Source organism: Pseudomonas sivasensis (genome assembly GCF_052938085.1).
The window spans coordinates 3588031-3612300 of the sequence record NZ_CP176442.1; the positions used below are offsets into that span (position 1 = coordinate 3588031).

Here is a 24270-nt window from a genome sequence, read left to right on the forward strand (position 1 = left end):
TAAATTTCTGGCGGCAGGATAGCGATTTTTCTTATAACGACTTATACCAATATGATCTGACTTTAGATCTTTTTCGCTTAATGCAATTTTTTTTGCTGATCACTGCATCCAGTTGGCGTGCCCATGGGTAGTCCTTGCAGCAACCCTGCTGTTTCATCTAATGGAGAAACACCCATGAACGCTAAAGCCCTGCTCTGCCTCACCGGTTTGCTCGTTGCCAGCCCCGCCGCCTTTGCCCAGGCCGGTTTGCCGGACAGCATTAAAGTGCCGGACGGCCACAAAGTGGCGATGGAAACCACCGGTGTCGGCGAAATCACCTACGAGTGCCGCGACAAAGCCAACGCCGCTGGCCAGACCGAATGGACTTTCGTCGGCCCCAAGGCGGTGCTCAATGATCGCAGCGGCAAGCAAGTCGGCACCTACTTCGGCCCACCCGCCACTTGGCAGGCCAAGGACGGTTCGAAAATCACCGGCACCCAGCTGGCCGTGGCGCCATCGAGCCCGGGCAACTTGCCATATCAACTGGTCAAGGCCAACCCGGCCGAAGGCAAGGGCGCGATGAGTGGCGTGAGTTACATCCAACGGGTCGCCCTTAAAGGCGGTGTAGCGCCGAGCACTGAATGCACGGTCGCCAACAAGGGCAAACAGGAAGTGGTGAAGTACCAGGCCGACTACATCTTCTGGGCGGCCAACTGATCAAACTGCGCTACGCTGCCTGTGGCGAGCAAGCTCGCCACAGGGGTTCAGCCATTTGAGGGATGTGCGTGTTTGATTACGAAGCCTGTCTGCTGGCCTGTGCCCGTGGCGACCAACGCGCCTTGCGCCGACTGTATGAGCAGGACAGCAGCCATTTGCTCGGCGTAGCCCTGCGTATCGTGCGTGACCGGGCGCTGGCCGAAGATATCGTGCATGACGCGTTTATCAAGATCTGGCGCGGCGCCGGCAGTTTCGACCCCAGCCGTGGTTCGGCGCGGGGTTGGGTGTTCAGCGTGACCCGACACTTGGCGCTCAACGTGGTGCGCAACCAGTACCGTGAGGTGCCGCTGGACGACGAACACGAGCACGTCACCGCACCCACCGACACCTTTGAGTTTTCCGCGCGTTCCGGGCAGATCCACACCTGCCTGGAGCAGCTCGATCCGGCCCGCCGCACGTGCATCCTGCATGCGTATGTCGACGGCTATTCCCATAGCGAAATCGCTTCGAGGTTGGACACCCCCCTGGGGACCGTCAAAGCCTGGATCAAACGTAGCCTCGCCGCGCTGCGGGAGTGCATGGCATGAACAACCCCTTGGACGAACTGGCCAGCGAATACGTGCTGGGCACCCTGCCCGCCGAACAACGGGCCGACGTGGAACAACGCCTGCCCCACGATGCCGAGTTACGCGCGGCGGTGGATGCCTGGGAGCAGCGCCTGCTGCCCCTGACCGCGTTGGCCGAACCGGTGCTGCCCTCGGCACAGTTATGGCGGCGCATCGAACGTAACACCGCAAACCCGGACGCCCACGTACCGTGGTGGAACCTGCTGGCCTTGTGGCGCGGCCTGGCCGGTCCCGGGCTGGCGGCGAGCGTGGTGCTGGGGACGTTATTACTGACCCGCCCGCCTATCGCGGACCCCACCTTTGTGGTGGTGCTGGTGGCCCCCCAAAGCCAGGCGCCCGGCTGGGTGATCCAGGCCAGCAACAATCAGCAGATTCAGTTGATCCCGTTGGGCGTGATGGAAGTCCCAGCGGACAAGGCGCTGCAGTTCTGGACCAAGGGTGATGGCTGGCAAGCCCCCGTGTCCCTGGGGCTGGTCAAGCCGGGGCAAACCCTGTCGCTGCCGCTGGACAGGCTGCCGCCGCTGTCGCCTAACCAATTGTTCGAACTGACCCTGGAAGACCCGAGCGGCTCGCCGACCGGCAAACCCACCGGGCCGATCCAGGCCATCGGCCGCGCGGTCAAGGTGCTCTGATCAACCCTGATCAACCGAGGCTGGGCAGCCACACGCGAAACCGCGCACCACCCAACGGCGACGCCTGGGCGGTCAACGTCCCGCCCTGGGCTTCCAGGGCGCGGCGGCTGATCGCAAGACCCAGGCCGAAGCCGCCGGTGCTGCGGTCGCGGCTGCGGTCGAGGCGATAGAACGGTTCGAAGATACGTTCACGCTGGTCCAGCGGTATGCCGATACCATCGTCATCTACCCAGATTTCACAGCCCTTTGGACACACCTTGACCCCCACCTGGATGCGCTTGTCGCAGTAACGCGTGGCGTTGCGCAGCAGGTTCTGCAAGGCACGGGCGGTGAGGCGCGGGTCGAGGCTGAAGCGTTCTACAGCGCAATCAAGCACCACGTCGATGACGATCTCGGGGTTTTCCAGCTCGTCGTCGACGCTGCCCAGTACGCTGTCGATAAACTCATCGAGCACCACCTCGACCCGCTCCGGCAATTGCGCCGGGTTTTGCAGGCGGCTGTAGGAGAGCAACTCCAGCACCAATTCATCCAGCTCACGAATATGCGCCACCAGGCCGTGCAGACGTTCGCGACTGGCCTCGGGCAAGTCTTCGGACAGCGCAAGGGCCAGGCCGAAATCCAGGCGCGTCAACGGCGTGCGCAGTTCATGGGAGACGGCGTTGAGCAGGTCTCGCTGTTGGTTGAGCAGGTGTTCGATGTCGTCGGCCATGGTGTCGAACACCGCCGCCAGGCTGCCGATGTTGGAGCTGGGCGGAATACGGGTGCGCTCGGCCAGGTTGCCCTTGCCGAGTTGAGCGGCGGTGCTTTTCAGGCGTTCCAGATCACGCCAGTGCGGGCGCAGCCAGAACAGCAGGCAGGCGAGCAACGCCGCGCCGATCAGCACATTCATCGACCAGTACAGCAGGTTCATGTCCAGCGGGTCTGGCGGGATGGTCAGCTTGACCACGAACTGCTGGTTGAGCGGCGAGCTGATCTCTTCCATCCAACCCCATTCTCCCAGGCGAATCACCGGCTTGCCCTGCTCCAGCAGCTTGGCTTCTTGCGGGGTATAGCTGGCATCCTGACGTAGCAGCAGTTGCACTTTGAGCGGCGCAAAGTCGCGGCCCAGTTGCTCGGTGACCTGGGACCAACGCTCCACCGGCGCCCGCAGGTATTGCTTGACGATGAGGGTTTGCTGGCCACGGGACTGCTCAATGTTGTAATCCAGGTAACGGTGTTCGAACAGCTGAATGACCAGTTTGGGAATCAGGTAAATCGCCGCACTGTAGGTGACGATGGTGATCAGGTAGAGGCGCAGCAGTACACGAAACATGGCTCAGCATTCCCACTCGGAACGGCTGAACAGGTAGCCCTTGCCCCACACGGTCTTGATCTTGCGCGCCTCGCCGGCATGGTCGTCGAACTTGCGGCGCAGCTTGGAGATGGCCACGTCTACCGAGCGATCGGTGCCGTTGAACTCGATCCCGCGCAGGCGTTGCAGGATCTGGTCGCGGCTGAGCACTTCACCGGCATGCCGCGCCAACACCACCAGCAGGTTGTATTCGCCGCTGGACAGCTCCACCGGCTGCTCACGCCACACCACGGTGCGCTCCGACAGGTCGATGCACAGGTTGCCCATGTGGATCTGATCGTTGGCCACCTGGGGCTCCGACAAACTGCTGCGCCGCAGCAAGGTGCGCACGCGGGCCAATAGCACGCGCGGCTCGCAGGGTTTGGTCACATAGTCGTCGGCGCCCATTTCCAGACCCAACACCTGGTCGTGGCTGTCGTCGCGAGCGGTGAGCATCAGGATCGGCAGCCCTGCCGAATCGGCGCGCAGCAGGCGGCACACTTGCAGGCCGTCGAGCCCCGGCAGCATGAGGTCGAGGATCACCAAGTCCGGCGGATTGAGGCGTGCGCGCTCCCGTACGTGGTCGCCACGGCTGAGCACACTGACGTGATAGCCATTGCGCTCCAGGTAGCTGGCAATCAGCTCCGAGAGTGCGGCGTCGTCTTCCACCAGGAGGATGTTGGGCATGAAGGTGTTTCCAAAAAATACAGTGATAGGTCGTACACAAATCCAATGTGGGAGGAGGCTTGCCTCCGTTGGCGGTGCTTCAGATGCAGAGTCGTTGACTGATTCACCGCCACCGGGGGCAAGCCCCCTCCCACATTGGATCGTCAGTTTTTGCAAGGTTGTGCAAGGATATACGCCCTCGGCGCCCCGCGCGCCGCACCTTACATTTCTTCACAGACCACCTACACAGCTTCACAGCACCGCGGCGCAGGTGAACTTAGGATGCGCCAGTCACTATTGGGATAAGAGCATGTCGAAGAATCTGTTTGCGCCGTTTTGCCTGTTGGCCCTGACGCTGGCCCTGAGTGCTTGTGACAAATCAGCCGCCGAAGCGCCGGAAATGCCCCTGGCCAAAGTGCGCATCGAAACCCTTGAGGCCAAGCCTCTGTCCATCACCAGCGAGCTGAGCGGACGCATCGCCGCGCCGCGTGTTGCCGAAGTGCGCGCGCGGGTGGCCGGCGTGGTGATGCAGCGGGTATTCAAGGAAGGCCACGACGTCAAACAGGGCGACGTGCTGTTTCGTATCGACCCGGCCCCGTTCAAGGCCGATCTCGACAGCGCCCAGGCCAACCTGAGCAAGGCCCAAGCCAACGCGTTCCAGGCACGCCTGCAAGAGCAGCGCTACAGCCAATTGGTGGAAGGCAACGCCATCAGCGGCCAGGACTACGACAACGCCCGCGCCAACCTGCGCCAGACCAACGCCGAAGTCGCCGCCAATAAAGCCGCCGTCGAACGCGCCAAGTTGAACCTGGGATATGCCACTGTGACGGCCCCAATTTCCGGGCGTATCGGCCGGGCGCTGGTGACCGAAGGCGCACTGGTCGGCCAGAACGAGGCCACGCCCCTGGCGATCATCCAGCAACTGGACCCGATTCACGCTGACCTCACTCAATCCACCCGCGAACTGAACGACCTGCGCCGCGCCTTCCGCGCCGGCAGCTTGAAGCAGGTCGGTCAGGACCAGGCCAAGGCCACGCTGATCCAGGACGACGGCAGCCTGTATCCGCTGCCGGGCAAATTGCTCTTCGCCGACATCAGCGTCGACCCCGGCACCGGGCAGATCATTCTGCGCAGCGAGTTCCCCAACCCGGACCTCGACCTGTTGCCCGGCAGCTTCGTGCGAGTGCGCCTGGAGCAAGCGGTCGACAAACAAGGCATCAGCGTGCCGCAACGCGCTATCAGCCGTGACAGTGCCGGTATCCCGATGGTGCTGCTGGTGGATGCCGAGCAGACCGTCAGCCAGCAACCGGTGCAATTGGGTGCGGTGATCGACGATCGCTGGATCGTTAGCAGCGGCCTCAAGCCCGGTGATCGCATCGTCGTCGAAGGCCTGCAACACGCGCGCCCCGGTGAAAAAGTCCAGGTAGACGACAGCCCGACGCCACTCGCTCAGGCTTCCGGCCAATAAGGATTATTCGACCATGCCGCAGTTCTTTATTGACCGCCCGATCTTCGCGTGGGTGGTTGCCCTGTTTATCCTCCTGGCCGGTTTACTGGCCATCCCGCAGTTGCCGGTGGCCCAGTACCCCAACGTGGCGCCGCCGAAAGTCGAGATCTACGCGGTGTACCCCGGCGCCTCGGCCCAGACCCTGGATGAAAGCGTGGTCAGCCTGATCGAGCAGGAGCTTAACGGCGCCGATCACTTGCTGTACTTCGAATCCCAGAGCAGCCTGGGTTCGGCCACCATCACTGCCACCTTCCAACCCGGCACCGACCCGGAAATGGCCCAGGTCGATGTGCAGAACAGGCTCAAGGCCGTGGAGCCACGCCTGCCCCAGGCGGTGACCCAGCAAGGCTTGCAGGTAGAAAAAGTCTCCGCGGGTTTCCTGCTGCTGGTGACCCTGACCTCCAGTGACGGCAAGCTCGATGACGTAGCGCTCAGCGATTACCTCGCGCGCAACGTAATGAACGAACTCAAGCGCCTGGACGGCGTGGGCAAGGCGCAGTTGTACGGCGCCGAACGGGCCATGCGCATCTGGATCGACCCGCAGAAGCTGATCGGTTTCAACCTGACCCCGGCCGACGTCAACAACGCGATCAGCGCGCAGAACGCCCAGGTTTCCGCTGGCAGTATTGGTGATTTGCCGGGCACCAAGACCCAGGAAATCACGGCGGCTATCCTGGTCAAGGGCCAGCTTTCCACCCCGGCGGAGTTCGCCGACATCGTGCTCAAGGCCAATCCGGACGGTTCCACCGTTCGCGTCGGCGACGTGGCGCGGGTAGAAATCGGCAGCCAGGAATACCAGTTCTCCACGCGCCTGAACGGCAAGCCATCCACCGCCGTCAGCGTGCAACTGGCGCCCGGTGCCAACGCGCTGAACACCGCGACCCTGGTGCGGGCAAAGATGGATGAGCTGTCACGCTACTTCCCGGCCAATGTGGAATACAAGATTCCGTACGACACCTCGCCCTTCGTCAAAGTCTCGATCACCAAGGTGGTCTACACCTTGCTGGAGGCCATGGCGCTGGTGTTTGCGGTGATGTTCCTGTTCCTGCAGAACGTGCGCTACACGCTGATCCCCACCCTGGTGGTACCGATTGCGCTGATGGGCACCTTTGCCACGATGCTGTTGCTGGGTTTCTCGATCAACGTGCTGACCATGTTCGGCATGGTGCTGGCCATCGGCATTTTGGTGGACGATGCGATTGTGGTGGTGGAGAACGTCGAACGGATCATGGTCACCGAGGGCCTCTCGCCCAAGGACGCGACGAAGAAAGCCATGGGCCAAATCACCGGCGCCATCGTCGGCATTACCCTGGTGCTGGTGGCGGTGTTCCTGCCGATGGCGTTCATGGCGGGCTCAGTGGGGGTGATTTACCAGCAGTTCTCGCTGTCGATGGCCACTTCGATCCTGTTCTCGGCATTCCTCGCCCTGACCTTGACCCCGGCCTTGTGCGCCACCCTGCTCAAGCCGATAGCCAAGGGCGAGCACCATGCCAAGGGCGGTTTCTTCGGCTGGTTCAACAAACGCTTCGAGCAACTCACCGACCGCTATGAAGGCTGGGTGGCCTATGCCCTCAAGCGTAGCGGCCGCTACCTGCTGATCTACCTGGTGCTGCTGGTGGGCCTGGGCCTGATGTTCATGCGCCTGCCCGCCTCGTTCCTGCCGGTGGAAGACCAGGGCTACACCATCACCGATATTCAGCTGCCGCCGGGCGCGAGCAAAAACCGCACGGTGCAGGTCGCCGAGCAGATCGAAGCGCACAACGCCGAGGAGCCTGGGGTGGGTGACACCACCATGATCATGGGCTTCAGCTTCTCCGGTTCGGGGCAGAACGCCGCGTTGGCGTTTACCACCTTGAAGGATTGGTCCGAGCGCAGCAGCGAGGATTCGGCCGCATCGATTGCTGAGCGCGCCAATATGGCGTTCAGCGAATTGAAAGACGCGATTGCGTACTCAGTGCTGCCACCACCAGTAGACGGCCTGGGCACGTCCAGCGGTTTCGAGTTCCGCCTGCAGGACCGCGGTGGCGTCGGCCATGCCGCGTTGATGGCAGCGCGCACCGAGTTGCTGGCGGCAGCCGAGAAAAGCCCGATCCTGGCCAACGTGCGCGAAAGCGCCCTGGCCGAAGCGCCGCAAGTGCAGCTGGAAGTGGACCGTAAGCAAGCCAACGCCTTGGGCGTGTCGTTTGCGGATGTGGGTAATGTGCTGTCGTCGGCGATTGGCTCGGCCTACGTCAACGACTTCCCCAACCAGGGCCGCATGCAGCGCGTGGTGGTGCAAGCCGAACGCGACCAGCGCAGCCAGGTGGCGGACCTGATGAAAATCAACGTGCGTAATAACGCCGGGGAAATGGTGCCGCTGTCGGCATTTGTCGAAGCCAAATGGACCCAAGGCCCGGCGCAACTGACGCGGTATAACGGCTACCCTGCCATCGCCATTTCCGGCGAGGCGGCCCCCGGGCACAGCACCGGCGAGGCGATGGAGGAAATCCAGCGCCTGGTCAGCCAACTGCCAGCGGGCCTGGGTCAGGAATGGACCGGGCTGTCGTTGCAGGAACGCTTGTCCGGCGCACAGGCACCGATCCTGCTGGGCCTGTCGCTGCTGATCGTGTTCCTGTGCCTGGCCGCGCTGTATGAAAGCTGGTCGATCCCGACCTCGGTGTTGCTGGTTGTGCCACTGGGCGTGCTCGGCGCGGTATTGGCCGTGACCTTGCGCGGCATGCCCAACGATGTGTTTTTCAAGGTCGGCTTGATCACCATCATCGGCCTGTCGGCGAAGAACGCGATTTTGATCATCGAGTTCGCCAAGGACCTGTATGACCAGGGAGAAGACCTGATCGAAGCCACGTTGAAGGCTGCGCGCTTGCGCCTGCGGCCGATCATCATGACCTCGCTGGCGTTTATTCTCGGCGTGGTGCCATTGGCGATTGCCACCGGGGCCAGTTCGGCAAGCCAGCAGGCGATTGGTACGGGCGTGATTGGCGGGATGATTACCGCGACGTTGGCGGTGGTGTTTGTGCCGGTGTTCTTTGTGGTGGTGATGAAGCTGGTGCGCAAAAAGCGCTGATGCGGACAGCCGGCGGGTTGTAGCGAGCCACCCGCTCGCTACAAAAAATGCGCTAAGGTGCTCACAGGTAACCATCTGTGAGCTGCCATGCCCTTCCTCGCCCGTACCCACCCTCGCCTCTCCGCCGCCGCCGTACTGGGTCTTGCCGCAGGCATCCTGATGCCCGCCGAAACACTCATCAGCAAAATCCTGATCGGCTGGAACGCTGGGGTCTGGACCTACCTGGTGCTGATGCTGTGGCTGACCAGCCGCGCCAAGGCCGAAGACGTCAAACGCATCGCCGAAGTCGAGGACGAAAACGCCGGGCTGGTGCTGTTCATGGTGTGCATCGCCGCCATCGCGAGCCTGGCGACCATTACTTTCGAATTGGTGGGCAGCAAGGAGTTGGCCACCGGGCAACGCCTGTTGCACTACGGTTTCACCGGGCTGACGGTCATCGGCTCATGGCTGCTGATCGGGGTGATTTTCAGCGTGCATTACGCCCGGCTCTATTACACCTGGACAGGCAAGGAACCGGCGCTGCGTTTCGCCGAAGGGTTGCTCACGCCCAACTACTGGGACTTCCTGTACTTCTCCTTCACCATCGGCGTGGCCGTGCAGACCTCGGATGTGGGCGTCGCCACCCGTGGCCTGCGCAAGGTTGTACTGGCGCAGTCGTTGATCGGGTTTCTGTTCAACACCGCGATACTGGGGTTCTCGATCAATATCGCCGCCGGCCTGTTCGGCTAGCCTTGCACAAACCTTCTAGACGCTCATTAGCGGATGGGCGCCAATAGCCTCACTTATTCCTCAACGGTGATGTATGGCCGCGCACAATTGGATCGACCTGTCCCAGGACGCCGACACTGGCATCGAGACCCTGCGCGCGCATTTTGAAGGCCATGCCTATGACCCCCATTGGCATGACAGCTACCTGATCGGCGTCACCGAACAAGGCGTGCAGCAATTCAACTGCCGCCGTGCCCGCCACAACAGCGTGCCCGGCCAGGTTTTTTTGGTGGAGCCTGGCGAAGTGCATGACGGCGACGCGCCCACGGCGGACGGCTTCACCTACCACATGCTGTACCTCGACCCACAGTGGCTGGCGCGGGAAGTGAGTGCGGTATTTGAAGAAGCGCCGGTCAACAGTCAATTGGGCTTCGCCAGCACCCTGGCCAACGACCCACGCCTGGCGCTCTCCACCAGCCAAGCCTTCCAGACACTGCACAGCGGTGAACTGCGCATCGTGCGGCAACGGGCAATGGACCACTTGCTGGAATGCCTCACCGACCAACTCTACTGGCGCACCCGCTACCGCGAAGATCCGCGCCTGCCGCGGGTGGCCCACAAGGCGCGGGAATACCTGCATGACCACCTGCATCAGGACGTGGGCATGGACGAACTGGCCCTGGCCTGCGGCGTCGACCGCTTTCGTCTGAGTCGCGCCTTCAAAAGCGCTTTCGGCCTGCCGCCCCATGCCTACCTGGTGCAACTGCGCCTGGCCCGCGCGCGCCACTTGCTGGGCAAGGGCGCGCAACCGGCCGATGTGGCGATTGCCTTGGGCTTCGCCGATCAAAGTCACTTGGGCCGCTGGTTCGTGCGCGCCTATGGCCTGACACCGGCGGCGTACCGCAAGCGCTGCTCAAACGTTCCAGACAGCTAAGTCACGGGCTTGCAAGGATGGACACCACTGATCTGTTCACTGGAGTCCCGTCCCATGCTGTCCACCTTACTGCCCTTCGCGTTATTTGCCTTCGTCGCCTCCATTACGCCCGGCCCCACCAACATCCTGGTGCTGAGCAACAGTGCCCGCTATGGCCTGCGAGCGGCATTGCCGATCATCCTCGGGGCTTGTGCCGGTGCAGCGGGCATTGTGCTGATAGTGGGTTCGGGGTTCGGTGAGTCGCTGATTCATCTGCCCAAGGTACAAGCCACCCTGCAGTGGGTCGGCGTCGCATGGCTTAGCTACCTCGCCTGGCAGATTTTCAGTGCGCCCGCCCAGGCCGTTGAGCGCGATGCATCCCACAAGCGCCTGGGCCTGCTCGGCGCCGCCAGCTTGCAACTGGTCAACCCCAAGACCTGGATGATGGCGTTGGCGGTGGTCAGTGTGTTTGCCGGGCAGGGAGACGGGCGTCAGGCGCATGTGCTGACCCTGTCCCTGATGTTTTTTGTGGTGTCCCTGCCGTGTCTTGGCATGTGGGCGGTGCTGGGCGCCGGATCGACCCGGCTGCTGGGCTCGGCCAGGGCCATGCAACGGTTCAATCGGTTGATGGCGATCTTATTGCTGGTGTCGGCCTGGATGAGTGTGTGGACACAGGGCTAGAACCGACGAATGGCAGAGCGAACCTGTTAGTTCTGACAGTTGCCAACCCTGCTCTTATAGCGCGCAATAGCTTCACCCACAGGGATTCATCGGAGCTGGCGAGATGCCTGGACAGAGTACGTTGATCAACAATTTGCTGCGCAACGGCAACTTCAGCAAATTTGGCGCCGACTGGACCACGCAAGACAGCGTGGACTACTCACGCCAGTATTGCCGCGTACTCACCGGTCAGGCTTCCCAAGTCATTGACGCCAGTGCCGAAACAACCTATCTGCTCGAGTTCTGGAGCCAGGTCCTGTTTAAAGGTAACGGCACGCTTTCTATCCGTTCCAACGTGCCCGGTGCCGACTTGGAAGTTGAGCTCAACGACTTCCATGTTTGGAGATGGCAGCAAATCAGCTTCACCACTCCACCGGCGACAACCCTCCTCACCGTGGCTATCACCGGCACCAGCGGAGAAGTGTGTGTCGACGAGATGCAACTGACCCTGGATACGGGCATCCCGCCCCGACCTGAGTTGGTGCTTAACGGGGATTTCTCCAACAACATGGATCACTGGAGTACCGAAGGCTCCCCGATCGGCTCCGGCACTCATTTTGACGGTAGTACCTTTCAGTGCACCCTGGGCGGCCGCGCCCGGCAAACCGTCCCTGTCACCGGAGGAAACACCTACGAATTTTCCTTTCGCTCGCGCAGTGATTTTGGCGGGCATGGGTTCTGCCGATTCGAAGTAGAGCCATCCGGCACGTTTGCGGAAATTCGCGTAGATGCGTCGAGCTGGACCACCTATCCAGAGGAACTGGCGATGCCCGCCAGCGCTACCGCGCTAACCATCATTCTTATTGGCATTGATGGCGCAGAATTTTTCGATGATGTCTCGTTGAGACGCAAAGCTTGAGCCTATCCGCAACCACTGCGCCTCCATCCAGGACGTGAACCGGAGTCGCGATCACTATGTAGAGGAGATGTCGCCATGACAGCCGTTCAAGAAATACTCACCCCAAAATCATCCCAAGAGCTTAATCATTTCAAAGGAACAATCGACGGGAAGGACTTTACTGCCACTGTGTTTTCCATCTCCAAGACGGCGGACCGATGGACTGTTTCCGGCACTCAAGTCGTCGTTCCGGGTGTCCGTCATAAAATCCAGCTTTCGTTTCCGACGGCTTTAACGGAAGGCGTTTACAAACTGGAAGACGAACGTCATCAGATTAGGCTGACCTATACAACAGATGACTTGTTGGATCCCATCTTTATACGCGGTGATACAGGCCTCATTGACTTGACCACCATAGACCCAGCCAATGATCACGTTGAAGGCGGATTGCTAAACATCCTCACACACGATGATGGAAATCCTGTCTCTACCATCACTGCGTTGTTCAGGGTGCGTTGAGCCCTGAGCGATAACCTAAAGCCATCGCCCAGACACCCAAAAAGGAAGCCGAAGCTTCCTTTTTGGATTACCGCACAGGCTTTTACCAGCTATAGCGCAACCCCACGTTAACGCCCCACGGTTGATCTACATGCTTGCCTTGGCTGTGTTCAAAGTCGCCATGCAACTGCAGGTTCTGCGAGAGCGACACCGCCACACCCGCGCCAAACTCGGCACGCGAGCCCGACAGATCATTCTTGAAGACTTGGCCGTTCACCCGCGCTTTGTTATCGCTGGCAAACTCGTGGGCCACTGCAGCGCGAAGATATGGCTGAACCACACTGCCGTCATTCATGATGAAATCGCGGCCTACCGTCACACCCAATTTACCCAGCACAGAGTGAGTATTTTCACCTTTTGCCTGGAGGCCGTTGTCCAGATCATACTTCTTGCCCTTGACCACCACCGTAGAGGCCTGAGCAAAGGGCTCAATGAAGAACGCATCATCCAGTTTGATGTGGCGCCCCACTTCCGCCGACGCACCAATACCGTTGGTTCCGTACTTGCCTTTAGCCTGGGCACCATCGCTCATGCCGACCTTGGATTCGTTCTCGAAGCGGTTGGCTTTGACCACACCGTCGAAGTAGTAACCGCTGTCCGCATCCATCCACGTCGCGTAGAGACCGGCGTAGTAGCTTTTCACTGTTCCGGAGGTGCCACGGCTCAAGTCCAGATCCGAGGTGCTGTGCCCCGCCATGACACCGACCAGCCAATTGCTGTCTTCGCTCAGCGGTGTATCTGCACCGAGGGAGAACCCGCGCTGAGTCTGTTTGAAACCCGTACCGTTGGCATCAGAGACTGTGTATTTATTGCCATAACTACGAATCCAACCACCGGCCTGGGCATCATTGTGCCGCAATTCGCCCATGCGACTGCGCAACGAGGTCATCTCGCCGTACCACACGGTAGGCGCGGTATTGAGCAGCGCCAGTACCGAACGCGTGCCCGGGCTGATAGTGCGTGCGCTGGGGTCGAGAAACCAGTCGTTGCCATCCTGCTTAAGGCCATAAGACCAGGCACCGATATCCACGGCGCCTCCCGCCAGAGAGAACTCCGCGTCGCCGCCACCGGTATGCACGATGTGCACGTCACCGGGGGAAACAGGTTCCAAACCACTGCTGGCCACTAACAAACTGTGTTGGCCGGTAGCTTCTCCGGTGATATTCAGGAAATCGTTCGAGCCGACCGCAAAGTCGGCGCCCATCACGAACGTGCCGTTACCACTGAGGGTGTCCAGGTTCAACTGGTAAAACGCATCGGTCTCACCGAATTTCACCGTACCGCCAGCGAGATCCAGGTCCCCCACCAAGCTGTCACCGGTCAGGTTCCAGAACGACCCATCAGCAATGCTCAACGTGCTGACGTTCAACAAAGCGCCCGTCAACGATGCGTTGTTGTGCAAATTCAAGTTGGCATTGCTGCCAGCTTCAACGATGACATTGCCGTTCAAGTGGCTGTTATTGACGTTCATATTGGCCGTCGCACCACCGGTCACTTCCAGCAGGTTGCCGTTGCCGCCGATCAATTGAGAGCCGTTGTTCACCTCGATGGTTGCCGTCGGCACCCGACCCGGCAAGCCGGCGACCAGAATTGCCGCGCCGGTTCGACCTTCGACTGTCGTCTGATCCAGGACCAGTGAGCCATCTTGAGTGGTTCCGGCCACACGGGTAAAACGAACCCCATTTTGCTCACCCAACAGCACACTATTCTGGGCAAACGCAGAACCGCCGATTAACAACACGCCGGTGCTGCCGACGGCAGTCCCTTGTACCAGGGAATCCTGCAAATACAGTTCACTGAATTGAGTCGCCGATGCACCCGCTTGTGCGCCCTTTATCGTGCTGTGACTGACGTCTGCACGAGAACCATCCGGCGTCGAGCTATAACGATTGAGTACCAGGCCGATAGATTGGGCACTTTCCAGGTGGCTGCCGGAAATGGTCGCGCTGCCGTTGGTCAGCTCCATCGCTGACGCGCCCGCAGCACTGGCTTTAACAGTCGCGGCGTCCAGGCTCACAGTGGAACCTTCCTGGGCAACAATACGTTCAATGGCGCTGCCACTATTCACGGTCAATTGCGCACCCAGGCTAAGGATGGCACCGGTAGTTGCTCCGTTGACGGTCAGGCTGGAGCCGGCCTGCAGCGCCCAGTTTTTTACTGCCTCTCCAGACTCAATAACTTTGGATTCACCTGGGGCGACGACTTCCTGACTTGCCTGGCTTTGTACCGATACGCCCAGCAACAGGCCCAGTGAAGACACCTTGACAGCCGCACTTATGGGGGAAAGTTTAAAAAAATACTTGATGGACATGCTGTAACACTCGCTCTAACTAAATGCCATGAATCAGTGGCATGACTCGTTCCGAAGGAGTGGAGCCAGACCTGTAGAGGCCGCGAGGTTATAGTTGGGGGAGGTAGGCGTAAGTAGGATAAATCTGAAGAGCGCAGAAGAACTGAGTGGTGCAACCGTAGTAAAAAGCACCGAGACACATCATGTCTCGGTGCTTGTCGCACGCCTTGGGTTACACGGGCGTTCCATCGCAATAGTTATTGGACGTCACCATGCGAATCGGAACAACCGCAGGTATCGATCGTGCCGGAGTTCCGGCGATGTCCAGAGAGTATTGGAGCCAGAGCGTATTCCACGGCGCGGTCGCACCGACCACTTTGAGATGCGGATCGAACGGTTTGAGTTCGAAGATAAAGCCTTTCGCCGCCATCTCCGCGTCCAGCGTAACTGAAGCTGTACCGCGTGTAGCCTCGATAGGGATATCGCCTAGAAGTCCCGTGGAAGCAACAAACTCAACGGTGACTTGTTTTCCATCCGCAAAGAACTCAGGACTGGGGGGAATCCTCACCTCAACGTGTCTATCACTCCACGGCGTGCCGGCATCTGTCGGCCGCAAGGACTCACAGCGAAGCCTGCCTCTAGAATCCTGGCTCCAGGGTCCCAAATGGAGAAACTCCGCCGGGTCGAGTTGATGAGTAATGGCATCGTCCACTCTCACGGACGTGCTATCCGAGTAGTTGCTATTGCTTGCCCCGGAGCGGCTCACACCATAGAACACCGGAATATCGTCGCCATTGCCTCCCGCAGCAATCGCAGTTTTATCTACCTCGATTTCAACCTCAGTGCCAGGCCCATCGCCAGGCCCAACGGTGTATGAGCCTGCCGGGTTCAACTTGCTCCCCCAATACAGCGTAACGACGTCGTCTACTTCCGGCTCAGGGTCGACAGACCACAAATCGCAGGTGGCCAGGATGGGGCCAACGTGATCGATGTCGGCGGAGTTCAGATAGTTCGTCGTTGGGGCCGACGCGGGGCCGGTGATGGTGACGATGTCCAGGTCTGGGCTAGGTTCGCCCGGAACCGGACCCGGAGGCCCAACAACGCTTAAATCAACACTCACCAGAGTGTCATCGGTCGGAGAATTGGTAGAGCCGGTCCTGATGATGTCATAACTGGCCGTCACCGAAACCGGGCCTTCCTGATCGGCGTACTCGTCCACAATCAGTTGGCCAGGGACCGTGAATTCGAACGGAAAAACCCCGCTTAGAGGCGCCAGAGCGGTGGTCTGGTCGCCCCAATGCAACCTGTATTGATCGCTCGGCTCCCATGCATATTGTGGAATGGCCCCCTTCACGCCGGCCTGCCATGCTTCGATATCCACCATCCCACCAGAGGGTGGTGCAACGATTACAAGAGGATCCAGGTTCAGGTTTGCACTGCGCTTAAGCCTGCGCCCGGTGGGGATTCTGGAAATCTCGCTGTAATTGCCGGCAGCGTCTACGAATTGGCAGTAGGCAAATAAAATGCCATCAGCCATAGCAGCAAAGACTGAAATAGGTACGTTGAACACTGTTCCACCAGCCTCCATGGGTTTACTGCCCAAAGAGGGCGCGTCGTCAGGCGGCTGGGTGGCGGTAACCCAGACCCGGGCCACGGTGTCCCCCGCCTCATAATCCCCGTAGCCCGGAATACCGAGCTCAATCCCTCCGGGGTTCAGGTCCAAGGTCTCTTGCGTAATATCAACACCGAGAGGCAATGAAGCCGGCCAAACAACTCTTGCAGGTGCTTCACTCTTACCGGGCGCTTTGTAAGGACCGTACAGATCAATCTTGACCCGTTGTTGGGCAGAGAAGTCTAAATAATCACTGCCCGAACCGGGCCTTACTTTAAACCTGAGATCAAACTCACCATGGCCGAGGGATAAGGTACTGACGGTAATTTGAACGAAAGGTCCCGTCGGTTGAACATCAAAGTGAATAAGATCCAGCGGTATCCAGAGGGCTTCCCCAACCTTGCTGTAATACATCTGCAGCTCATCCCCGTCATCCGGGAAACTCCAGATCGGGCAGTCAACCCTCAAACCGCCATCGCTGTCCAAGTGCGGTCGCCAGATCAAACCACTTGTACCATTGAGGGCCTGAGGAAAAATCGGCGCAGCCAGGTTGGGGGTTTCCCAGTCCGCCACACGTGCTTTTTTTGAACGGTTAATTGCCATCTCAGTTTCTCCTTGCCAGTAGTAAGGCGCTCAAGAATGACCCGGGTATATTGTCGGCCGCTCAGCAACCGAAACAGCCGCCAGCCCGTACATAACCAAGTTCAAATCAAGCACGATGAAGAACGATCAATTAATCTTTAATTACCCTTCACAGCCACGAATGGAAACTTCGCTTTTTAGTCCGGACCATCACCACCAGGCCCACAAAACAGTGGCAAATCATGTGATCTACGCCGATCAATTTTTATATAACGAATCAATGAGCTGCCTATGCGATTTTTATTACGCCATACCGTGAACTCAGCATAAGCGCCTGCATCGTCTTTCATGGGTTTTACATAAGGAACATAAGGCACGACACATTCGTAATAACCCTGAGCCTCATGGGCGGCCGACCAATAATCCACAAACACCTCAGTGGTTTCCGGGATAGGCTGGTCGCCGCCGAAGCCAAGCGTACCCTGCCATTTCAACCGAACTTCGTCCCCTATCTTGATATCAGCATGTTTGAGCACGTGAACACGAACCCCGTCCCAGATGGGTGGCTTGGTGTCACAGTTCAACCAGGCGTTACTGTTTGCATTTGGAAATTCGGGCCGAGGAAATCTAACCGGCGGGGCTATATTTATATTCACCAGTTGACTGGGCGCCAGTTGGTCATTCACACCATTACGCGTTCGATAACTCACTGGGAACGCCGGGTTATTGGGTGTTTCAGCAACCACCGACCAGGCAATAGGGGTAAATGTCACCAAGGCCCCTGCTACGTCCCCGGGCTGTACATGATAGGAGGCCACTGGCTCTTCTTTATCTCCCCAATACAAGTCCAACCACTTACCGACACTCGGACCGTCGGGCAGCGCGACGGTCGCCGTGACAGGTTGATCCGAATCACTGAAATCCAAGTGGTTGGCCGTATCGGAAACCGCACCGCGAATCTCGACCCGCTCCAAGTGTCGATTCAACTCATCAGGTGCCTGATCATGATCCACGCCAAAGACCCGGAAGTCGGCATCGACATGCCGCACGGGCGATGGAATGGCCGTCGGAACGCCTGCACGATAAATGAAGTATTGGACCGGTAGATGGGTCTGCAGGTAACCCTTCTGGATCAACGTAGACCAGGGCACCGGCACCACTTTCGGGAAACCCTCGACCCCCTCTCTTGCCAGAACAATACTGTCCCAGCTGACCACTACCTCGTCTGCCGGATCCCAACCGGAATAGGCTTCAAACCTCACATTGACGCCCGCACGTGCATCCGCGCGATCAATCAGGCCGTCGAATTCGTAGGCAAGGACTTGGGGTGGTTTAAGCCCACTTGGAGACGGTTTCAAATTGATGTAGACGGGCGTAGGCCCCGAATAATTGGTTTGCTGGTTACCTGCCCGGTCACGCAGGCCATAACGAATAAACCGCGGGCCATTCGGTAATTGTCGAAACAAAATAGAAGGCATAGTGACTAGCAACGGATCCTGAACAGTCGTGAGCGTGTACGTATAGTTGGCCTCGAAGGGGTTTGACTCTTCGTTCAATAATAGAAATATCAATATATCGTCATAGGGTTGGGCATCTATATACCTGGGAATACGCAGACCCGTGTTCTCATACTTGCTCAAATACTCTTCAGTGACGCCGTGCTCGATGATCTCGTTGTTTATGAAGGTCGCAGGCTGCAAAGGCCCCGTCCCACCGGGCGGTATCCAGTCCAGTGTGAAGGTCGTGGTATATGGGCAGTGTTCTATGCCGCCGGGTCCGTCAACATAATAGGTAAGGTCATACGAGCCGCTGATCTTCAGCCAGTTTCCGCCTATGGTCAGCTCCACAGGGAAATCGTCTTCCTGGCTCAGTGGCCCTTCTAATGGAATCGGTGTCAGCGGATAGGCTGGCTCAGGCGTATGAGGTTTGATGAAGAAGTGGACATAGTCCGTCTCACCCTCTTGGGCAGGGAACCTCCAGATGTTCTTCAACTGAATTTTTATCGGGTGGTACAAAAACTCAGTGGGAATCAATCCGACTGGATCACCCTCAATGGCATCCACTACTACAGCGGCCTCAAGTGACGATACCTGCCCTTCTGAACGGCCGCAGAAGGATTTTTGGGTGGTCTTCGAAAGCGTCATCGTGCGCTCCTTGATGCTCAGACAGACAGGTAGAAAACCATGGCTGGATCAAATTAAGCGCCCATTTCGAACCTCTGGATACTGTCATAAGTAACAGGTAGGCGACCCCTTTCGTCGGATTCCACAGGAGCCTCCCGACGAGCGCCCCCTTGACGCAAGGGTTGTGTTGGTGTTTCCTGAAACCGGTTTCAAGGCAACCTCCAAACTAATAAAAAAGGCTCTACCGTGACTTCCTTTTCCGATGCCCAGCGCTCTCGCGTCACCATGCTCGACGTCGCCCAACACGCCGGTGTATCCAAGGCCAGCGTGTCGCGCTTTATCGGCGACGACCGTGCCCTGCTCTCCGATGCCATTGCCTTGCGCATCGAGCAAGCCATCGAACAGCTTGGCTACCGCCCCAACCAGATGGCCCGTGGCCTGAAACGTGGCCGCACCCGTCTGATCGGCATGCTGGTAGCCGATATCCGCAACCCCTATTCCATTGCCGTGATGCACGGCGTCGAAACCGCCTGCCGCCAGCACGGCTACAGCCTCGTGGTGTGCAACACCGACCGCGACGACGAGCAGGAACGCCAACACCTGGCTGCACTGCGCTCGTACAACATCGAAGGGCTGATCGTGAATACCCTCGGCCATCACCTCGACCAACTGCTGGAACTGCAACGGGAAATGCCTCTGGTGCTGGTGGACCGCAAGGTCGAGCCGCTGCACAGCGACCTGGTGGGGCTGGATAACCCGGCAGCAGTGCGCATGGCGGTGGAGCATCTGGAACAACAGGGTTATCGCGAGGTATTGCTGGTGAGCGAAGCCGCCGATGGCACCAGTTCACGGGTAGAACGCTTGGGCAGTTTCAAGGCCGAAATTGCCCGGCGCCCGGCGCTGACCGGCGCGGTGCTGGAGTTGGATGGCAACCTCGAAACCGGCCTAAAGAATTTTCTCGCCAAGCCCGGCCCCAAGGCGGTGTTCTGTGCCAACGGCGTCGCCGCGCTGGCCTGTACTCATGTGCTCAAGACGCTGGGCTGCAACTTGTTTGAAGACGTGGGCCTGATCGCCCTGGATGACCTGGATTGGTATCCATTGGTGGGCAACGGCATCACCGCCCTCGCCCAGCCGACCGAGGCAATTGGCGCCAGCGCGTTCGACTGCCTGCTCAAGCGCTTGCGCGGTGACGATGCACCCACGCGCACCCTGGACTTCCTGCCACAACTGATCGTTCGCGGTTCTACCCGCCGTCGATAATTTTTTTGCACAAAAATGAAACCGGTTTCAGAGGTAAACAACAATGCATAAATACCCCGTCTCCATCAGCCTTTCCAGCTACGGCGCCGACTTGGTCCGCCAGCAAGGCCAGTTGAGTTTTGTCCAGCTATTGGCCGCCGCCGGTGCCCAACGCATCGAGTGGCGAGAAGAGTTGCTGACCGGCGAAAACGCCGCCGAACTCGCCCAGGCCGCTGCCGAAAAAGGGCTGGAAGCCGTGTTCTCATCGCCCCTGGAACTGTGGGTCGCCGGTCGCGCCCAACCCAACGCCGAACTGAACGCGACTCTGGACCGCGCCCAGGCTTTTGGCGCGCGCTGGTTGAAAGTCTCGCTCGGTTACTTCACCGACACTAACGATCTGGAAAGCCTGCACGCCCTGCTCAACCGCCACCCGGTCCATCTGTTGGTGGAAAACGACCAGACTCTGCACGGCGGGCGCATCGAACCCATGCAGCGGTTCTTCACCGAGGTCGAGCGCCTGGGCCTGCCGGTGAAAATGACCTTCGACATCGGCAACTGGCAATGGCAGGACCAATCCGCCCTCACCGCTGCCCGCCTGTTGGGCCGGCATGTGGACTACCTGCACTGCAAGGCCGTGGCCCGCCGCCCGGACGGCAAGTTGGTCGCGCTGCCGCCTGGCGCCACCGACCTGCACCTGTGGGAACAACTGCTCAAGCACATGACTCAAGGCATTACGCGGGCGGTGGAATTTCCGCTGCAAGGCGATGACCTGATTGATGTCACCGCCCAACAGGTCGCCACCCTTGCCCTGCTCGGCCAACCCCGCCAGGAGAATGCCCATGTCTGAGATCGATATCCTGTCGTTCGGTGAAACCATGGCGATGTTCGTCGCCGAGCAGACCGGTGATTTGGCGCAGGTCAGCCAGTTTCACAAACGCATCGCCGGAGCCGACAGCAATGTCGCCATTGGCCTCTCGCGCCTGGGCTTCAACGTGGCCTGGCTGAGCCGGGTAGGCAACGACTCACTCGGCCGCTACGTGGTCGACACCCTGCAAAAGGAAGGCCTGGATTGCCGGAATGTGGCGGTCGACCCGCTGCACCCCACCGGCTTTCAGTTCAAGTCGCGCGAAGAAGCCGGCGCCGATCCCCAGGTGGAGTATTTCCGCAAAGGCTCGGCTGCCAGCCATTTGTCCATCGCCGCCATCAGCCCTGCGCTGCTGCAAGCCCGCCATTTGCACGCCACCGGGATTCCGCCGGCGTTGTCCGAGGCCACCGGTGAACTGTCCGTCGAGTTGATGACCCAGATGCGCAAGGCCGGGCGCAGCGTGTCATTCGACCCGAACCTGCGGCCGTCGCTGTGGGCCAGCCAAGCCCAGATGATCCGCCAGATCAACGCCCTCGCCGGCCTGGCCGATTGGGTGTTGCCGGGCTTGAGCGAAGGCCGCCTGCTTACCGGTTTCGACGACCCGGCCGACATCGCCGCGTTCTACCTGGACCAGGGCGCCGAAGCCGTGGCCATCAAGCTCGGCCCGGACGGCGCCTACTACCGCACCCACCTGGACCAAGGCTTCGTCGCCGCCGTACAGGTGGACAAGGTCGTGGACACCGTCGGCGCCGGCGATGGGTTTGCCGTGGGCATGATCAGTGCCCTGCTGGAAAACCTGAGTTTCCCCGAGGCGGTACAGCGCGGTAACTGGATCGGCAGCCGCGCCGTGCAAAGCCGTGGCGATATGGAAGGCCTGCCCACCCGCGCTGAATTACCCACCCGATCCGTTGCGTGACCCACACCCTGTTGCCACAACTACAACAAGCTCAGGAGCAACCTTATGGAAACCGTGAAATTCGCCACCCGTCGTTGGTGGTACATCATGCCCATCGTTTTTATCACCTACAGCCTGGCCTATCTGGACCGCGCCAACTACGGCTTCGCCGCCGCCTCCGGGATGGCCGAAGACTTGATGATCACTCCCGGCATGTCGTCGTTGCTGGGCGCACTGTTTTTCCTCGGCTACTTTTTCTTCCAGGTGCCGGGTGCGATCTACGCGCAGAAGCGCAGTGTTAAAAAACTGATTTTCGTCAGCCTGATCCTCTGGGGCGGCCTGGCCACCCTGACCGGCGTGGTGTCCAACGCCTACATGCTGATCGTTATTCGTTTCATGCTCGGCGTGGTCGAAGCCGCAGTGATGCCGGCGATGCTGGTGTACCTGTGCCACTGGTTCACCCGCGCCGAACGATCGCGGGCCAACACCTTCCTGATCCTCGGCAACCCGGTGACCATGCTGTGGATGTCGGTGGTGTCGGGCTACCTGGTGCAGCATTTCAGCTGGCGTTGGATGTTTATCATCGAAGGCCTGCCGGCGGTGTTGTGGGCGTTTATCTGGTGGAAGCTGGCCGATGAGCGTCCCAAGGATGCCAAGTGGCTGAGTGACAGCGAAAAGCACAGCCTGGAAACCGCCCTCGCCGCCGAACAGGTGGGCATTAAAGCGGTTAAAAATTACGCCGAAGCGTTCCGCTCGCCCAAGGTGATCATCCTGGCGCTGCAGTTTTTCTGCTGGAGCATCGGCGTGTACGGCTTTGTGCTGTGGCTGCCGTCGATCCTCAAGGCCGGTTTGCAGATGGACATGGTCGAAGCAGGCTGGCTGTCGGCACTGCCGTACCTGGCGGCAGTGATCGGCATGCTGGTGGTGAGCTGGGGGTCGGACAAACTGCAAAAACGTAAACGCTTTGTATGGCCGCCGCTATTGATTGCCTCCATCGCGTTCTATGCCTCCTACGTACTCGGCGCCGAACACTTCTGGTGGTCCTACACCCTGCTGGTGATTGCCGGGGCCTGCATGTATGCGCCTTATGGACCGTTTTTCGCGATCGTCCCGGAAATCCTGCCCGCCAACGTCGCCGGCGGCGCCATGGCGCTGATCAACAGCATGGGCGCGCTCGGCTCGTTCGGCGGTTCGTACTTGGTGGGCTACCTCAATAGCAGCACGGGTTCACCCGGCGCTTCGTACCTGCTGATGAGCGGTGCGTTGATGCTGGCGGTGGTGCTGACGATTTTCCTCAAGCCAGGCGCCAGCGACCGTGAGCGCGTGCCCCTGCAAACCCTCGAATTGAAGGTAAAAGCCCAATGAAAAAGTCTGTGGTGTTGTACAAGAAACTCTCCGCGCCGCTGATGGCCCGCCTGCATGAACAGGCCGAGGTCACGCTGATCGAAGCCCTGGACGACACCGGCCTGGCCAAGCTGCGCGACGCCCTGCCGACCGCCCATGGCCTGCTGGGCGCGAGCCTGCGCCTGGATGCCAAATTGCTGGATCTGGCGCCTCACCTGGAGGCGGTAGCCAGCGTGTCGGTCGGGGTCGACAACTACGACATCGACTACCTGACCCAGCGCGGCATCCTGCTCAGCAACACGCCGGACGTGCTGACCGAAACCACCGCCGACACCGGCTTCGCGCTGATCCTCGCCACCGCCCGGCGCGTGGTGGAACTGGCTGATATGGTGCGCGCCGGCCAATGGAACAAAAACATCGGCCCCTCGCACTTTGGCAGCGATGTGCACGGCAAGACCCTGGGCATCATCGGCATGGGCCGCATCGGCGAAGCCCTGGCCCAGCGCGGGCATTTTGGCTTTGGCATGCCGGTGATCTACCACAGCCATTCGCCCAAGCCGGCGGTGGAACAACGCTTTGGCGCGCAATACCGCAGCTTGAACGACTTGCTGGAGCAAGCCGATTTTGTCTGCCTGACGTTGCCGCTTACGGCTGAAACCGAAAAACTGATCGGCGCGCAAGAGTTTGCGCGGATGGGCCCCGAGACGATCTTCATCAATATCTCGCGGGGCAAGGTGGTCGACGAAGCGGCGCTGGTCGAGGCATTGCAGCAGCGCACAATTCGGGCAGCGGGGCTGGATGTGTTCGAAAAGGAACCGCTGGATCACGGCTCGCCGTTGCTGCGTTTGAACAACGTGGTGGCAACCCCGCATATCGGCTCGGCGACCCATGAGACGCGGGAGGCGATGGCCACCTGTGCGGTGGATAATCTGCTGGCGGCATTGGCGGGCGAACGGCCAAAAAACCTGGTGAACCCAGATGCCTGGAAACACTAGTTTCTAACACTGCAGAGAACACATGTGGGAGGGGGCTTGCCCCCGATAGCGGTGGATCAGTTATAGA

Annotated in this window: 20 protein-coding genes; 15 read left to right on the forward strand and 5 right to left on the reverse strand. The window is 59.7% G+C overall.

The window, feature by feature from the left end:
• Window positions 1-174: 174 nt before the first annotated feature.
• From ACKZ62_RS16695 to ACKZ62_RS16705, 3 genes are all read left to right on the forward strand, one after another.
• Window positions 175-696: a DUF3455 domain-containing protein gene (locus tag ACKZ62_RS16695; RefSeq protein ID WP_032886898.1), complete on the forward strand. Its 522-nt coding sequence runs from the start codon at window positions 175-177 to the stop codon at window positions 694-696.
• Between the two features lie 62 nt (window positions 697-758).
• The gene (locus ACKZ62_RS16700) at window positions 759-1283 is read left to right on the forward strand and encodes a sigma-70 family RNA polymerase sigma factor (protein ID WP_095185881.1); all 525 of its coding nucleotides are present in this window, start codon (window positions 759-761) and stop codon (window positions 1281-1283) included.
• A complete protein-coding gene (locus tag ACKZ62_RS16705; RefSeq protein WP_447095544.1) occupies window positions 1280-1954 on the forward strand; it encodes an anti-sigma factor in 675 nt (224 codons plus the stop codon). The genes ACKZ62_RS16700 and ACKZ62_RS16705 overlap by 4 nt, the downstream gene beginning before the upstream one ends.
• Before the next feature lie 10 nt (window positions 1955-1964).
• On the opposite strand, the gene ACKZ62_RS16710 is transcribed toward ACKZ62_RS16705, so the two are convergent.
• Both ACKZ62_RS16710 and ACKZ62_RS16715 read right to left on the reverse strand, forming a co-directional pair.
• Complete coding sequence (locus ACKZ62_RS16710) at window positions 1965-3266, reverse strand: ATP-binding protein (protein WP_032886902.1); 1302 nt, start codon at window positions 3264-3266, stop codon at window positions 1965-1967.
• Window positions 3267-3269: 3 nt separating this feature from the next.
• Window positions 3270-3971: a response regulator gene (locus ACKZ62_RS16715; protein ID WP_032886904.1), complete on the reverse strand. Its 702-nt coding sequence runs from the start codon at window positions 3969-3971 to the stop codon at window positions 3270-3272.
• A gap of 289 nt (window positions 3972-4260) precedes the next feature.
• Here ACKZ62_RS16715 and ACKZ62_RS16720 point away from each other — a divergent pair, with 289 nt between their 5' ends.
• The 7 genes from ACKZ62_RS16720 (at window position 4261) to ACKZ62_RS16750 (ending at window position 12219) form a co-directional block, all read left to right on the forward strand.
• A complete protein-coding gene (locus tag ACKZ62_RS16720; RefSeq protein WP_099602888.1) occupies window positions 4261-5418 on the forward strand; it encodes an efflux RND transporter periplasmic adaptor subunit in 1158 nt (385 codons plus the stop codon).
• Between the two features lie 13 nt (window positions 5419-5431).
• Window positions 5432-8521, forward strand: coding sequence for a multidrug efflux RND transporter permease subunit (locus ACKZ62_RS16725; RefSeq protein WP_447095545.1), 3090 nt, complete (start codon window positions 5432-5434; stop codon window positions 8519-8521).
• 87 nt (window positions 8522-8608) lie between these two features.
• Complete coding sequence (locus tag ACKZ62_RS16730) at window positions 8609-9250, forward strand: DUF1345 domain-containing protein (RefSeq protein ID WP_442116983.1); 642 nt, start codon at window positions 8609-8611, stop codon at window positions 9248-9250.
• 73 nt (window positions 9251-9323) lie between these two features.
• Window positions 9324-10163 (forward strand): AraC family transcriptional regulator, encoded by an 840-nt coding sequence (locus ACKZ62_RS16735; RefSeq protein WP_032887015.1) that lies wholly within the window; start codon window positions 9324-9326, stop codon window positions 10161-10163.
• 54 nt (window positions 10164-10217) lie between these two features.
• Window positions 10218-10823 carry a LysE family translocator gene (locus tag ACKZ62_RS16740; protein ID WP_122753584.1) on the forward strand — a complete coding sequence of 202 codons (606 nt, stop codon included), beginning with the start codon at window positions 10218-10220 and terminating at the stop codon, window positions 10821-10823.
• Between the two features lie 121 nt (window positions 10824-10944).
• Window positions 10945-11721, forward strand: a complete 777-nt coding sequence (locus ACKZ62_RS16745; protein WP_143521245.1) for a carbohydrate binding domain-containing protein — start codon at window positions 10945-10947, stop codon at window positions 11719-11721.
• Window positions 11722-11796: 75 nt separating this feature from the next.
• Entirely contained in the window at window positions 11797-12219 is a 423-nt protein-coding gene (locus ACKZ62_RS16750; RefSeq protein ID WP_032887019.1) for a hypothetical protein, read from the forward strand.
• A gap of 82 nt (window positions 12220-12301) precedes the next feature.
• Here the strand turns inward: ACKZ62_RS16750 and ACKZ62_RS16755 are convergent, their stop codons facing one another.
• The 3 genes from ACKZ62_RS16755 to ACKZ62_RS16765 all read right to left on the reverse strand — a co-directional run bounded on the left by ACKZ62_RS16755 (window position 12302) and on the right by ACKZ62_RS16765 (window position 18886).
• A complete protein-coding gene (locus ACKZ62_RS16755; RefSeq protein WP_447095546.1) occupies window positions 12302-14569 on the reverse strand; it encodes an autotransporter outer membrane beta-barrel domain-containing protein in 2268 nt (755 codons plus the stop codon).
• A 211-nt stretch (window positions 14570-14780) separates the two neighbouring features.
• Complete coding sequence (locus ACKZ62_RS16760) at window positions 14781-16763, reverse strand: hypothetical protein (protein WP_447095547.1); 1983 nt, start codon at window positions 16761-16763, stop codon at window positions 14781-14783.
• 176 nt (window positions 16764-16939) lie between these two features.
• Window positions 16940-18886 carry a hypothetical protein gene (locus tag ACKZ62_RS16765; RefSeq protein ID WP_447095548.1) on the reverse strand — a complete coding sequence of 649 codons (1947 nt, stop codon included), beginning with the start codon at window positions 18884-18886 and terminating at the stop codon, window positions 16940-16942.
• A gap of 225 nt (window positions 18887-19111) precedes the next feature.
• Between ACKZ62_RS16765 and ACKZ62_RS16770 the strand changes: the two genes are divergently transcribed.
• Genes ACKZ62_RS16770 through ACKZ62_RS16790 form a run of 5 tightly spaced genes read left to right on the forward strand, consistent with a single transcriptional unit; the run spans window position 19112 to window position 24203 of the window.
• Complete coding sequence (locus ACKZ62_RS16770; RefSeq protein WP_447095549.1) at window positions 19112-20125, forward strand: LacI family DNA-binding transcriptional regulator; 1014 nt, start codon at window positions 19112-19114, stop codon at window positions 20123-20125.
• Between the two features lie 43 nt (window positions 20126-20168).
• Window positions 20169-20951, forward strand: coding sequence for a sugar phosphate isomerase/epimerase family protein (locus ACKZ62_RS16775; RefSeq protein ID WP_095185893.1), 783 nt, complete (start codon window positions 20169-20171; stop codon window positions 20949-20951).
• On the forward strand, window positions 20944-21885 hold the full coding sequence (locus tag ACKZ62_RS16780) for a sugar kinase (RefSeq protein ID WP_095185894.1): 942 nt from the start codon (window positions 20944-20946) through the stop codon (window positions 21883-21885). Before ACKZ62_RS16775 ends, ACKZ62_RS16780 begins: the two co-directional genes overlap by 8 nt.
• A 45-nt stretch (window positions 21886-21930) precedes the next feature.
• Complete coding sequence (locus ACKZ62_RS16785; protein WP_032887028.1) at window positions 21931-23229, forward strand: MFS transporter; 1299 nt, start codon at window positions 21931-21933, stop codon at window positions 23227-23229.
• Complete coding sequence (locus ACKZ62_RS16790) at window positions 23226-24203, forward strand: 2-hydroxyacid dehydrogenase (RefSeq protein WP_032887030.1); 978 nt, start codon at window positions 23226-23228, stop codon at window positions 24201-24203. The genes ACKZ62_RS16785 and ACKZ62_RS16790 overlap by 4 nt, the downstream gene beginning before the upstream one ends.
• The last annotated feature ends 67 nt before the right edge of the window (window positions 24204-24270 follow it).